Here is a 12,832-nt window from a genome sequence, read left to right as displayed (position 1 = left end):
CACCACGGCAACCTCACGCACGCCGCGCCGCCGCTGCATCGGTCTTCGCCGACGCGCGCCACTGCACACTCAGCAGATGCTCGCGCATGCATTGCGCGGCCGCGTCCGCATCGCGCGCTTTCAGCGCATTGACGATCACCTGATGCTGTTGTGCGAAAAACTGCCGCGTCTCCTGCGCGGACGTTTTCTCGCGAACCTCCGGCTTCACCCGCATGCCGTTGATCACCTCCATCAAAGCGATCAACGCGGGATTACGCGTGGCATGTCCGATCAGCAAATGAAAGCGATGATCCCATTGCTGCCACTCTTCGTCGTTTTTCGCGGCGGCATTTTTGCGTGCGCATTTCTCCAGTTCCTGCAGATCGTCGCCACTCGCTTTCGTAGCGGCCAGCGCGGCCAGCGCCGGCTCGAACAACAGCCGCATTTCCGCGATATCCGCGGGACTTGTACCGGCGCGCAAGCCGCGCAGCGTCGGCGCAAACTTCAGCGGCCGCGCGCCCAGATAGGTGCCGCGGCCGACGCCGCGCCAAACGCGCCCCGACGCCTCGAGTGAAGCGAGCGCCGCGCGCAACTCGCGGCGGCTCACGTCCAGTTCTTCGGCGAGCTTTCGTTCGGGCGGCAGCGCGTCACCGTCCTTCAACTGATGTTCGGCGATGTAGTCAAGCAGTAGACGCAGTACCGGTTTTTCCATGTCGTTCCGTGAACCAATTCGTATTGGTCTCAACGATACCAGAATCGCAGCGACTTGACACGGCAGCTCCCGGTGATTTTTGATTCGCTATACTGGCTCGCGACTCACGGGTTAACACCGGGTGCAACCCAGCTTCGTTAGACTTACGCTTTCATTTTCTCTAGTCGAACCATTAAATGTTGGTTCGAATCGTTCGGAGCCGTCGTCGCTAAGGAGTCGCGCATGTCGTTTACAACCCGTCCAGAACTGATCGGCACCTTCGGCATGGTGGCCTCGACGCACTGGCTCGCGAGCGCATCGGCGATGGCGGTCCTCGAAAAAGGCGGCAATGCGTTCGACGCCGCCGCTGCCGCCGGCTTCGTCCTGCAGATCGTCGAGCCGCATCTGAACGGTCCGGGTGGCGAACTGCCGGTGGTGTTCTACAGTGCGCGCGAAGAACGCGTGCGCGTGCTGTGCGGACAGGGCGTGACGCCCGCGCGCATGACCATCGAGCGGATGCGCAAGATGGGGCTCGACGTGGTGCCGGGCACGGGCCTGCTGCCCGCGGTCGTGCCGGGCGCGTTCGGCGCGTGGATGGCGCTGCTGCGCGACTATGGCCAGTTGCCGCTCGAAGACGTGCTGAGCTATGCGATCGGCTACGCGGAAAGCGGCTATCCGGTGCTGCCGCGCATGGCATCGTCGATTCTCGCGATTCAGGAGTTCTTTCGCACCGAATGGACGACCTCCGCCGAGCAATGGCTGCGCAACGGCGAGGCGCCGATGCCGAACCAGTTGTTCGCGAATCCCGCGATCGCCGAAACCTACAAGCGCATCCTGCGCGAGGCGAACACACGCAGCGATCGCGCCGAGCAGTGCGAACGCGCGCGCGATGCCTTCTATCGCGGCTTCGTCGCCGACGCGATCGACCAGTACTTCCGTTCGACCGCCGTACTCGACACCTCGGGCCTGCGCAACAGCGGCCTGCTCGATGCGGGCGACCTCGCGCGCTGGGAGCCGACCTACGAAGACCCGGTGTCGTACGACTACGCGGGCATGCGCGTGCACAAAACCGGCCCGTGGGGCCAGGGCCCGATGTTCCTGCAGCAGCTCGCGCTGCTGAAGGGCTTCGATCTCAGCGCGATGGACCCCCTCGGACCCGATTTCGTGCACACGGTGATCGAGTGCTCGAAGCTCGCATTCGCCGATCGCGAAGTGTTCTACGGCGACCCGGCGTTTTCCCATGTGCCGATGGACGTGCTGCTCAGCGACGCATACAACGGCGAGCGGCGTCGCCTCATCGATCCGCGCCGCGCGTCGTTCGAATTCCGCCCCGGGCTGCTCGGCGACAGCGAGCAACGCGCCGCGCGCATCGTCGCGAACGCGGGGCGCGAGCAGGCCGGCGGCTTCGGTCAGGGTGAGCCGACCTTCGCTCCACTGCCCGAATTGCGCGGCGACACCGTGCATCTCGACGTGGTCGACCGCTGGGGCAACATGGTGTCGGCTACGCCGTCGGGCGGCTGGCTGCAGGCATCGCCGGCGGTGCCGGGTCTCGGCTTCAACGTGACTACTCGCGCGCAGATGTTCTGGATGGAAGAAGGCCTGCCTTCATCACTCGGCCCGGGCCGCCGCCCGCGCACCACGCTGTCGCCGACCCTCGTCACGCGCGACGGCAAGCCGTACGCAGCCTTCGGCACGCCGGGTGGCGACCAGCAGGATCAGTGGTCGCTGCAACTGTTCCTCAAGCACGTGCATGGCGGAATGAACTTCCAGGCCGCCGCCGATGCGCCGTCGTTCCAGACCTCGCACTTCCCCGGCTCGTTCTATCCGCGCGCGATGCAGCTCGGCAAGATGTCCGCCGAGTCGCGCTTTCCGGACAGCACGCTCGCCGAACTCCGCGCGCGCGGCCACGATCTCACCGTCACGGAGCCGTGGGCGCTCGGCCGGGTCTGCGCGGTCGCGATCCGCAACGGTTTGATGCGAGGCGCGGCCACGCCGCGTCAGATGCAGGCTTACGCGATCGGCCGATAAGCGGCCCGAAGCAGCCATCAGCACAGAACGCGCGACCTCGTCGCGCGATTTCCTCAGGAGAAGTTGCCGTGTCCGCCGTCGCTGCCCGTCTTGAAAGACTTCCGATATCGAGCTTTCACCGCAGACTGCTGCTGATCGGCGGGCTCGGGTACATGTTCGACGGACTCGATTCGTCGTCGCTCGCGTTTCTGCTGCCGGTCGTCAGCGAGCTGTGGCAATTGACGAGCGCGCAGACCGGCCTGGTCGCGAGCAGCACCTATATCGGCTATTTTTTCGGCGCATTCCTGTCGGGTGTGCTCGCCGATGTGATCGGCCGACGCCGCATCATGATGAGCGCGCTCGCCATCTATTGCGTGGCGTCGCTCGCGAGCGCAACCGCGCAAGACTGGCACACGTTCTTCGCATTGCGCGTTGTCGCGGGTTTCGGTTCGGGCGCGGAGACCGTCGTGATCGCGCCGTTTCTCGCCGAGTTCGTGCCGCGCCGCTATCGCGGCATTTTCTGCGGCGCGCTGGTCGGCTTCATGTCGTTCGGCTATCTGACCTCGTCGATTCTCGGCTTCGCGGTGGTGCGCAACTTCGCCGACGGCTGGCGCTATCTGGCGGTGATCACGTCGCTGCCCGTCGTGATGCTGCTGTGGTGGCGCCGCACGCTGCCCGAATCCCCGCGCTGGCTCGAAAGCCAGGGCCGTGCGGACGAGGCGAACGGCATCGTCGGCCGCATCGAGGCGGCGTTCGTCGAGCGCGGCATTGCGCTTGCTCCCGTGAACGCGGCCAACGCGCTTCACGCGGTGCCCACGCCGGCCTCGACGCCGAAGCGCGGCAACGCGTGGCGCAACGTGCTCGCGCTGTGGTCGCCGCGACTCGCGCGCACGACCACGGTCAGTTGGCTGATGTGGTTCTCGGTTGCGTTCGCGTACTACTCGTTCTTCTCGTGGATCCCGAGCCTGCTGGTCAAGGAAGGACTGACGATGACGAAGAGCTTCGGCTATTCGATCGCGATCTATGGCGCGCAGATTCCCGGCTACTTCTCGGCGGCGTGGCTCAACGAGAAGATCGGGCGCAAGGCGGTGGTCGCTTCCTACATGCTGCTCGGCGGGATCGCTGCGATCACGCTAGCGGTTTCTCACACCGGCATACAGATCATGACCGCGGGCATCGCGCTGTCGTTCTTCATGAACGGCGCATTCGCCGGTGTCTACGCTTATACGCCGGAAGTGTTTCCGACCGCGGTGCGCACCACGGGCACGGGTTCGTCGTCATCGTTCGGCCGCATCGGCTCGGTCAGCGCGCCGATTCTCGTCGGCCTCGTTTATCCGCTGTTCGGCTTTCTCGGTGTGTTCGCAATGACCACGACGGTGCTGGTGATCGGCGCATGCGTGGTGTTCTTCCTCGGCGTCGAAACGCGCAACCGCTCGCTCGAAGATATCGAAGCGAGCGAACTCGAACCGGCTCACGACGCGCGAGGCCAGTTGAACTCCACCCGCATGCACAGCTGAATCGCACTGCGACTCTTCACATTTCCCAATCCAAAACGCGATGCAAACGATGCAAGGCAACCTGACCGAATCCGCACCGCACGATACGCAGACGCTGGATATCGCGGACCTCGAACGCCTCGCGCTAGCGATGCGCGTGAAAGGCCAGCCACTTGAGCTGTTCCGCGCGGTTCACGCGGTGGCGGCAAAGGCGATAGGCCTGAGCCTGATTACGATCATGTCCTACGATGCGCAGCGACACGAGGTCGAACGGGTCTACACGAACATGCCGGACGTCTATCCACTGGGCGGCCGCAAAACGAAGCAAGGCACCGCGTGGGCGCGGCAGATACTCCAGGAGCTGAAGCCATTTCGCGCCGCCACGTCGAAAGGCATTCGCGAGGCCTTCGACGATCATGCAGTGATGACAGGTATGGGTCTCGGCTCGATCCTGAACATCCCGATCGCCTATGACGGCGTGTGCATCGGTACGATGAACCTGACGCACGAGGAAGGCTGGTACACCAGCCGCCATGAAAGCATGGGCCTGCTGATCGGCGCCTTCCTTGCCCCCGCTCTCATCAAACAGGGTACGCAATCCCCCGCTTGCGTCGCGCGTTCATGAAAACACCATCCGATCTGCAACACTATCCAGCCGTGCCCCATCCGGCCGTCTCGCAAGGCCGCTGGGTGCTGGTCTTCGTGCTCGGCTACCTCGCGCTGATCGCCGATGGCGCCGACGTGATGATGTACGGCCTGACCCTGTCGCGCATCAAGGACGACTTCGGGCTGACCAACGTCGAAGCGGGCGCGCTCGGTAGTCTGACCTTGCTCGGCATGGCGATCGGCGGCATTGCCGGCGGTTGGGCGAGCGATCGTCTGGGCCGCGTGCGCGTCGTCGCGTGGGCGCTCGCGCTGTTCTCACTCGGCGCGGGGATGCTCGGGTTCACGCACAGCTTCGTCGAATTCGCGGCGGTGCGCTTCATCAGTTCGCTCGGCATTGGCTGCATGGTGCTGGTCACCACGCTGGTGGCCGAATACGTGCCGACCGAGCGGCGCTCGCTGGTGCTCGGCATGCTGCAAACCGGCATTTCGGCCGGCTATATCGTCGTGATCGCGCTCAGCAGCTGGATCCTGCCGCAGTACGGCTGGCGCACGCTGTACTACGTGTCAGCCGTGCCGGTGCTGCTCGCGTTCGCGATCAAGTTCGCGGTTCCCGAACCGGCCGCATGGCTCGCGAGCCGCGCCGCCGACCGCGCGAACAAGACGCGACTCGTCGACAATCGCTACGCGCAGATTTTCCGCGACCGCCAGGCACGCACGATGTTCATCCTGTGGACCTTCGCGTCGATCTTCGTGCTGTCCGGCTTTTACGGTCTGAACAACTGGCTGCCGACGTACCTCGAGAAAGAACTGCACATCAAGTTCAGTTCGCTGACCGGCTATATGATCGGCACGTACGTGGTCGCCTTCATCGGTAAGATCTTCGCGGGCTGGCTCGGTGATCGCTGGAGCCGGCGCGGCGTTTACGTGCTCGGCTGCATCGGTGCGGCGCTCTTTCTGCCCGTGATCATTTTCTGGCACACGCGCGACAACATTTCCACGCTGATGCTTTTCTTCGGCTTTCTGTACGGCGTGCCGCTCGGCACGATCGGCACGTTCATGTCCGAGAGTTTCGCGACGTCGGTGCGGGGCACCGCGGTGGGCGGCTCGTATAACCTCGGGCGCTTCTGTTCGGGGGCGGCGCCGATCGTCATTGGTTTTATCGCGACGCAGTTCTCGATCGGACTCGGCTTTCTCGTGGTCGGCGCGGTGTTCTTTTTGAGCGGCCTGACTGCATTGTTCGTTCCTGACCGGCTATACGATACGCAGCAGTAAATGTCAAAGAAATGCCCAGGGCCCGGCGCTAAATCCTGGTCGCCGGATTACCTGGGCACCGCGATGAAGCATTATTCGTTTCCGGCGACGATGTTGGAGATGGTCCAGTTGTTCGTCGTTACGAGAACATAATCACCATTGACGCCTAGCCATTTATGCCCGCGCGGCGGCGCATTGAGACCGTGGCCGCGCCAGTCGTCCATTATGAAATTGTAATGACGGTATTCGGTCGGCACACGTTGGCCTTTGTGCCAGTCACGATGCGGAATCGACGGCATCACCTGCTGACGGCCAGTACCGGCCATCTGGCCGCCCTCGTCCTGCGGCTGCGGTCCAGCCGCAATCGCGAACGCCGACACCCCGGCAAACGACAAGGCGACGAGTTGCGCAACAAAGCGATTATTCATGTTCGAACCTCCGTGCGGTGGAAGAAAGCTCCGGGCATTCACGTGATTGACGTGAAAAGTAATCGTCCAGCTACTCGCAGATTCATTAACTCGAACTTCATTGCAGCGAACGCTGGTCTATCGAACGTAATCCTTGCAAATCGCGAGATGCCAAATTCGATATTTCAGGCCTGCCTCTAAGTCGTTAAAAAGTATAGTAAAAGGAAGTTCGACTTCAAGCCGGACCGCCTGGCTGATCAATAGTCGACCGCATCGCGAATGATCGGGCAGGTCATGCAGTGACCGCCGCCACGTCCACGGCCCAGCTCCGCACCGACGATCGTAATCACCTCGATGCCCTGCTTGCGCAAAAGCGTGTTCGTGTACGTGTTGCGGTCGTATGCATAGACGACGCCCGGCGCCGCGCACACGAGGTTCGCACCGCTATCCCACTGCGTGCGCTCGCGCTGATAGTCGCTGCCGCCCGCCTCGACTACGCGCAGATGCTTGAGCCCGAGCGCCTCGGCGACGACATCGGTGAACGGCTTGTTTTCGGCGTGCAATTCGACGCCACTCGGATGACTGCTCGGCCGATACGAATAGGTGCGCGTCTTCGCCATGAAGTCCGGGGCCACCAGCACGCAATCGCGATCGGCGAACGTGAACACGGTATCGAGGTGCATCGCCGCGCGAATCTTCGGCATCGCCGCGACGATCACGCGCTCGGCCGCGCCCTTCTTGAACAGCGTTGCCGCCAGTTGACTGATGGCCTGACGCGAAGTGCGCTCGCTCATGCCGATCAGCACGACGCCCTTGCCGATCGGCATCACGTCGCCGCCTTCCAGCGTGGCGAGACCGTGATCCTGGGTCGGATCGCCCCACCACACGTTGACCTTGCCCGCGAAGTCGGGGTGGAACTTGTAGATCGCCGTGGTCAGGATCGTCTCTTCGTGACGGGCCGGCCAGTACAGCGCATTCAGCGTGACGCCGCCATAGATCCAGCAGGTCGTGTCGCGCGTGTACAGCGTGTTCGGCAACGGCGGCAGCAGATATTCGGTACCGCCCGCCGCTTCCTTCGCAACTTCCAGCGCCTTGCCGCCGTGCGCTTCCGGGAAGTCGTGCGTGGATAGCCCGCCAATCAGCGTTTCGGCCAGCTTGCGATTGTCGAGCCCTTCCAGATAGCTTCTCAATTCATCGATAAAGCCGAGGCCGACCTGGTTCGGCACCACCTGGTTGTCCAGAATCCATTTCTTGCCTTCGTGCACCGCGACCGTTTCGGAGAGCAGATTGTGCATCTCCACCACTTCGACGCCACGGTCGCGCATCTTCGTGACGAAGTCGAAGTGGTCGCGCTTCGCGTTCTCGACCCACAGTACGTCGTCGAACAGCAGTTCATCGCAATTGCTCGGGGTAAGACGCTGATGCGCGAGCCCCGGTGCGCAGACCATCACTTTGCGCAGCTGCCCGACTTCCGAATAGACGCCCAATTCACCCGCTTTCGCGTCCGTGTTCGCCATGATGACCTCCTGAATATCAGTGGTGACCCACTCTGATCAATCTGATGTCATTAGATTGTGATCCTTCCGGTTACGAGGGCGTAGATGCCGGATGATCGCGCCAATGACGATGACGGTAAAGATGAACCAATCGGAAATGATGAAGACGTTCTTGCTCTGCTCTCGTCGCGCCCAAAAATAAAGAGCTGTGCCGGGCGCGTACAGCACCGCGGCAAGCAGAATGAACTTCAGGCCGCCCGCGAAGATCATGAATGCGGTATAGATCACGGCGATCGCGGCCATGATCAGGTCGCGCCGGCGCTCGTCGGCGCGAAGGTCGTAACCGTCGCCGCGATTCGCGTTCATGCATCCGAACAGCGCGACGAGCAGGTACGGAATCAACGACATCGCGCTCGTCAGATTCAACATCAGCGCGAATGCATCACGCGAGAAGTACGTGCTGATGACGAGCAACTGCACCACGATGTTGGTCAGCCACAATGCATTAGCCGGCGTCTTGTTGATGTTTTCCTTGCCGAAGATCGCAGGCATGTCTTCGGTCCTCGCCGCCGAGAACAACACTTCGGCGCAGATCAACGACCAGGCCAGATAAGCGCCGAGCACCGAAATCAGCAGACCTATGCTGACGAAAACGGCGCCCCAGTGACCGACCACCGCTTCGAGCACCGCAGACATCGACGGCTGCCGCATCGCCGCAATGTCCACGCGCTCGAGCACCGCATAAGGCAGCATCGTCACGAGCACCATCAGCGAGGTGACGACGACGAAGCCGAATATCGTCGATTGCCCGACGTCGGAGCGCTTCTTTGCATAACGGGAATAAACGCTCGCCCCTTCGATGCCGATAAACACGAACACGGTGACCAGCATCGTGGCCCGCACCTGCTCGAAGATATTGCCTTCGAGACCGCCGCCGTAGAGGTTGGCCTGGAACAGATCCATCCGAAAGCCGAACAACAGGATCAGAATGAACACCAGAATCGGAATGATCTTGGCGACCGTAACAATACTGTTGATGAAGGCCGCCTGCTGCACGCCTTTCAGGATCATGTAATGAAATAGCCAGATGCCGATCGAAGCAACGACGATCGCGACGACCGTATTACCGTCGCCGAACACCGGAAAAAATGCGCCGAGTGTGGACTTGATCAGCACCCAGTAAGAAACATTGCCGATACAACTGCTGATCCAGTAGCCAAATGCGGAAAGAAAGCCCGGATAGTCGCCAAAGCCCGCTCTCGCATACGCAAACACGCCGGCGTCCAGTTCTGGCTTTCTTTCCGCCAGCGTCTGAAACACGCGCGCCAGCATATACATGCCCGTGCCCGCAATCAGCCATGCGATCAGGGCGCCCAGCGGACCGGTGGCGTCGGCGAAGGTACGCGGTAGGGAAAATATCCCGGCTCCGACCATGCCGCCCACGACCATCCCGGTGAGTTGCATTTTTGAAAGCTTTTGTGGAGTGGACGCCATTCGGATTCCTTTTTAGTGACCCAACACGGATCTGTAATCAGATTCGAACGAAACGTGTCTCTCGGCCAATCTTGCTATCGATCAGCCGCGTTACTCTGCAACCACCACACGAAAAGAATGGTCTGTCCGTTGACGTTTGTCAATTTATCGCCGCGTGCATCGATAAGTCGCATTCAATATCGATGATTTAACAATGATGCGACGTGTCGCATCACCAACGCGGTTTTCTCGAATGATGGGGAATCGCTGAAGCGAGCTGAAAATGTGGTCGCTCAGAACTACTGATAAGCAGCTGAGCGACAGCTCGGAATGACGCGCGAACGTCATCAATGGTCCAAACCTGATGACGATCTCGCAGTGGCGGGTTTTGGGTCCAACTATGACTCGCGCAACTTCCTCAACGTCAGCCGCGCTTCGAGGCCACCGCCAACGCGGTTGTGCAGCGTGAGCGTCGCATCCATCGCGAGCGCGAGTTGCCGCGCGATCGCGAGCCCCAGCCCCGTGCCGCCCGTTTGACGATTGCGCGAATCTTCGAGTCGCACGAACGGCTCGAACACCGTCTCCAGCGACTCGGCCGGAATGCCGGGACCGCGATCGAGCACCGACACGGTCGCCTCGCCATCGTGCAACGCGCCGATCTGGATCTGCGCGGCGCCGGCGTACCTCAGCGCGTTATCGACCAGATTGCCGACGATGCGCTTCAACGCCTGTGGACGCAACCTCAGCGACTGGCCGAACTGGCCCTGCAGCGACACTTGCTGGCCGGCGTCCACGTAATCGCAGACGAGGCTATCGAACAGTGCATCGGGATCGATGCGGCGCGGCACTTCGGTCGTGCCGTGCATCGTGCGCGCATAGGTGACCCCTTCCTTGACCAGCGCCTCCATTTCCTGCAGGTCCTGGCGCAGCTTCGCGGCTTCGCTGTCGTCGTCCATCGTGTCGACGCGCAGACGCATGCGCGTGATCGGCGTCTGCAGATCGTGCGAAATCGCAGCGAGAATCTGCATGCGCTCGGTCATGTACGTGGCGATCCGATCCTGCATCGCGTTGAACGCGCGCGCGGCGCGCGCCACTTCGGACGGACCGGCTTCGGGCAGACGGTCGGCCTTCAGGTCGGGGCCGAGCGTGTCGGCCGCGACTGCGAGCTGATTCAGCGGGCGCGTCGCGAGCCGCACCGCCAGCCAGCAGCAGGCGCCGAGCACGAGCAATTGCAGCGTCAGCACGAGCGGCAGCCAGCGCGACAACGGTGCGCCGGGCATCGGCCGCAGGTCGATGGTGAGCGGCGTGCCGTCGCTCAGTTTCAGGTGCACCTGCAGACGCTCGCGATCGCCGGGTACCGCGTTGACGGTCAACGGATAGCGCGTGCCGATGCCGTCGCCGATCGATTGCGCGACGCGCGCCGACAGGCTTGCGTCGACCGGTGCGCCGGCCACGCCCGGGCCGAGCACGAACTCGTAGCTGCGCCGCGCAAGGCGCGGCAGCCACTGGGCGCGTTCGTCGGGCGGCAGATGGTCGAGCAGCGCGACCGAGCTCGCCACCTCACGCTCGATGTAGCCCATCATGATGTTGGTCATCGTCTGGTCGCGCTCGGTCATCGTGAGCCAGAACGACAGCGCCTGCGCGAGCGCGAGCCCGACGAACAGAATCACCGCGAGCCGCGCGAACAGCGTGCGCGGCCAATGCGGCCAGCGCAGCAACGACGGTGACACAGATACGCTCATTGCGGATCTCCGATCGCGGTGACCGCTGCCGAAAACACGTAGCCCTCGCTGCGCAGCGTCTTGATGTAGCGCGGCTCGCGCGCGCCGTCGCGCAGACGCTGACGCAGGCGGCTCACCATCAGATCGATCGAGCGGTCGAACGGATCGGCCTGGCGTCCCTGAGTCAGGTTCAGCAGCTGGTCGCGCGTGAGCACGCGCTGCGGGTGATCGAGAAACACGCGCAACAGACGGTACTCCGCGCCGCTCAACGCCACTTCGGTGCCGTCCGCGTCGAGCAGATGGCGCGCGGTCGTGTCGAGCCGCCAGTCGCCGAAGCACAGCATCGGCGCCGACTCCGTCACCTCCATGCCGGGCGGCAGCATGCGCGCGCGGCGCAGCACCGAGCGGATTCGCGCGAGCAGCTCGCGTGCGGCGAACGGTTTGGTCAGGTAATCGTCGGCACCCATTTCGAGCCCGACGATCCGGTCCGCTTCCTCGCTGCGCGCCGTCAGCATCAGAATCGGCACCGTGCGGAACTTGCCCGCGCGCAGCTCGCGGCACAGCACGAGGCCGTCTTCGCCGGGCAGCATCAGGTCGAGCACGATCAGGTCGGGCGCGCCGTTCTCGAGCGCGGCGCGCATCTGGCGGCCATTGGCCGCGAGCGTGACGCGCACGCCGTTTTTCTCGAGGTATCCCGCGAGCAGTTCGCGGATACCGCGATCGTCGTCGACGATCAGTACGTGGTCGGAGGTTTCCATCGACGGATTATCCGCCGCGGCGTTTGAGTTGCACGCCGCTCGATTGGATCAGTGAACACTGCAACGGATGCGCGAGTTCCGCCGCGAAGCCGCCCACGAGGAACACGGCGATGGCAAACAGGCGTTTCATGCGTCCTCCAGCACGGAAAGACTCGCGCCGTCGGCCACGCTGGCTTCGAGCGCATAAGGATCGACCCCGTCGAGGCAGCCGATATTGACGCGCCATTGCAGCGGATCCTTGCGCGTCTGATGGAAAGGATAGATGCCGCAGTGCTTGCAGAAGTAGTGTTTCGCGACCTTCGTGTTGAACTGGTACAGCGTCAGCGAATCCTCGCCGCTCAGAAGCTTCAGTTGACTGGCGGGAAAGAGCGGCGTCATCAGCGCGCCCTTGCGGCGGCACAGGCTGCAGTTGCAGCGGCCGGCGGGAACGATTTCGGTGCGAACTTCGAACTTGACGGCCCCGCAGTGACAGGACCCTTGCAGCAACCCGGCGCTCATGGTGATCTCCGTGATTTGACGATGCCTGCTTTATAGCCTGGTTCATCAGTCGAATTATGTCGTAATGTATCCGGCCGCCAAGACGATACATTACATTGCAATAAGCCGTGGCAATTGGCGCAAGGCGAAACAGCGAAGTTTAAGCGCGCGCGAATTAGCATTTAAGCGGCACGCGCAAAATGGATAATGCGGGTTGATTCATTGCCGCCGCATTGTCGCGCTCCCCCTGCAAAGATACTCCGCTTATCCATGATTATGTGAGCGCCTCGGCGGGGCGGGCCAGCCGGCCTCCTTACACGCTGTTTTTGGCCTCGGCGTGACCAACCGGCTTTCTCTGTCCCGCCTGACTGGCCGGCATTGCCAGGCACAATCGCGCGGCGCCTCGAATACGCTTGACTTTTAATCACTAGCCACTTCCAATACCAATGGTGCAGTGCGATGCTTCACCT

Annotated in this window: 11 protein-coding genes and 1 pseudogene; 4 read left to right on the top strand and 8 right to left on the bottom strand. The window is 62.5% G+C overall.

Annotated features, from left to right (window positions below):
* Window positions 1-13 precede the first annotated feature (13 nt).
* A complete protein-coding gene (locus QFZ91_RS00600; RefSeq protein WP_429565865.1) occupies window positions 14-691 on the bottom strand; it encodes a FadR/GntR family transcriptional regulator in 678 nt (225 codons plus the stop codon).
* A 222-nt stretch (window positions 692-913) separates the two neighbouring features.
* Between QFZ91_RS00600 and QFZ91_RS00595 the strand changes: the two genes are divergently transcribed.
* The 4 genes from QFZ91_RS00595 (at window position 914) to QFZ91_RS00580 (ending at window position 6,051) form a co-directional block, all read left to right on the top strand.
* The gene (locus QFZ91_RS00595) at window positions 914-2,698 is read left to right on the top strand and encodes a gamma-glutamyltransferase family protein (protein WP_429565864.1); all 1,785 of its coding nucleotides are present in this window, start codon (window positions 914-916) and stop codon (window positions 2,696-2,698) included.
* Window positions 2,699-2,766: 68 nt separating this feature from the next.
* Window positions 2,767-4,194, top strand: coding sequence for an MFS transporter (locus QFZ91_RS00590; RefSeq protein WP_429565863.1), 1,428 nt, complete (start codon window positions 2,767-2,769; stop codon window positions 4,192-4,194).
* Window positions 4,195-4,234: 40 nt separating this feature from the next.
* The gene (locus tag QFZ91_RS00585; RefSeq protein ID WP_429565862.1) at window positions 4,235-4,798 is read left to right on the top strand and encodes a GAF domain-containing protein; all 564 of its coding nucleotides are present in this window, start codon (window positions 4,235-4,237) and stop codon (window positions 4,796-4,798) included.
* Window positions 4,795-6,051, top strand: coding sequence for an MFS transporter (locus tag QFZ91_RS00580; protein WP_429565861.1), 1,257 nt, complete (start codon window positions 4,795-4,797; stop codon window positions 6,049-6,051). Before QFZ91_RS00585 ends, QFZ91_RS00580 begins: the two co-directional genes overlap by 4 nt.
* A gap of 71 nt (window positions 6,052-6,122) precedes the next feature.
* Here QFZ91_RS00580 and QFZ91_RS00575 read toward each other — a convergent pair whose 3' ends face one another.
* The 7 genes and pseudogenes from QFZ91_RS00575 to QFZ91_RS00545 form a co-directional block, all read right to left on the bottom strand.
* Window positions 6,123-6,458: an RcnB family protein gene (locus QFZ91_RS00575; protein WP_176111564.1), complete on the bottom strand. Its 336-nt coding sequence runs from the start codon at window positions 6,456-6,458 to the stop codon at window positions 6,123-6,125.
* A 236-nt stretch (window positions 6,459-6,694) separates the two neighbouring features.
* A complete protein-coding gene (locus tag QFZ91_RS00570; protein ID WP_373685699.1) occupies window positions 6,695-7,885 on the bottom strand; it encodes an arginine deiminase in 1,191 nt (396 codons plus the stop codon).
* A 119-nt stretch (window positions 7,886-8,004) separates the two neighbouring features.
* Window positions 8,005-9,427, bottom strand: a pseudogene (locus tag QFZ91_RS00565) (basic amino acid/polyamine antiporter).
* 377 nt (window positions 9,428-9,804) lie between these two features.
* On the bottom strand, window positions 9,805-11,148 hold the full coding sequence (locus QFZ91_RS00560; RefSeq protein ID WP_429565860.1) for an ATP-binding protein: 1,344 nt from the start codon (window positions 11,146-11,148) through the stop codon (window positions 9,805-9,807).
* Window positions 11,145-11,885 (bottom strand): response regulator, encoded by a 741-nt coding sequence (locus tag QFZ91_RS00555; RefSeq protein WP_429565859.1) that lies wholly within the window; start codon window positions 11,883-11,885, stop codon window positions 11,145-11,147. The genes QFZ91_RS00560 and QFZ91_RS00555 overlap by 4 nt, the downstream gene beginning before the upstream one ends.
* A gap of 7 nt (window positions 11,886-11,892) precedes the next feature.
* Window positions 11,893-12,015, bottom strand: coding sequence for a hypothetical protein (locus QFZ91_RS00550; RefSeq protein WP_429565858.1), 123 nt, complete (start codon window positions 12,013-12,015; stop codon window positions 11,893-11,895).
* A complete protein-coding gene (locus tag QFZ91_RS00545) occupies window positions 12,012-12,383 on the bottom strand; it encodes a GFA family protein (protein WP_429565857.1) in 372 nt (123 codons plus the stop codon). Before QFZ91_RS00545 ends, QFZ91_RS00550 begins: the two co-directional genes overlap by 4 nt.
* Between the last annotated feature and the right edge of the window lie 449 nt (window positions 12,384-12,832).

This window comes from Paraburkholderia sp. JPY419, assembly GCF_050435705.1.
Lineage (GTDB): Bacteria > Pseudomonadota > Gammaproteobacteria > Burkholderiales > Burkholderiaceae > Paraburkholderia > Paraburkholderia youngii.
Note: the sequence above shows the minus strand (reverse complement) of the source record. Positions and strands in the feature narration are given on the sequence as shown.

Excerpts from the sequence above, each read along its gene's own strand:
- QFZ91_RS00545 (WP_429565857.1), bottom strand. The coding sequence starts at position 12,383 with ATGAGCGCCGGGTTGCTGCAAGGGTCCTGTCACTGCGGGGCCGTCAAG.
- QFZ91_RS00585 (WP_429565862.1), top strand. The coding sequence starts at position 4,235 with ATGCAAACGATGCAAGGCAACCTGACCGAATCCGCACCGCACGATACG.
- QFZ91_RS00600 (WP_429565865.1), bottom strand. The coding sequence starts at position 691 with ATGGAAAAACCGGTACTGCGTCTACTGCTTGACTACATCGCCGAACAT.
- QFZ91_RS00570 (WP_373685699.1), bottom strand. The coding sequence starts at position 7,885 with ATGGTCTGCGCACCGGGGCTCGCGCATCAGCGTCTTACCCCGAGCAAT.
- QFZ91_RS00595 (WP_429565864.1), top strand. The coding sequence starts at position 914 with ATGTCGTTTACAACCCGTCCAGAACTGATCGGCACCTTCGGCATGGTG.
- QFZ91_RS00575 (WP_176111564.1), bottom strand. The coding sequence starts at position 6,458 with ATGAATAATCGCTTTGTTGCGCAACTCGTCGCCTTGTCGTTTGCCGGG.
- QFZ91_RS00580 (WP_429565861.1), top strand. The coding sequence starts at position 4,795 with ATGAAAACACCATCCGATCTGCAACACTATCCAGCCGTGCCCCATCCG.
- QFZ91_RS00560 (WP_429565860.1), bottom strand. The coding sequence starts at position 11,148 with ATGAGCGTATCTGTGTCACCGTCGTTGCTGCGCTGGCCGCATTGGCCG.
- QFZ91_RS00550 (WP_429565858.1), bottom strand. The coding sequence starts at position 12,015 with ATGAAACGCCTGTTTGCCATCGCCGTGTTCCTCGTGGGCGGCTTCGCG.
- QFZ91_RS00555 (WP_429565859.1), bottom strand. The coding sequence starts at position 11,885 with ATGGAAACCTCCGACCACGTACTGATCGTCGACGACGATCGCGGTATC.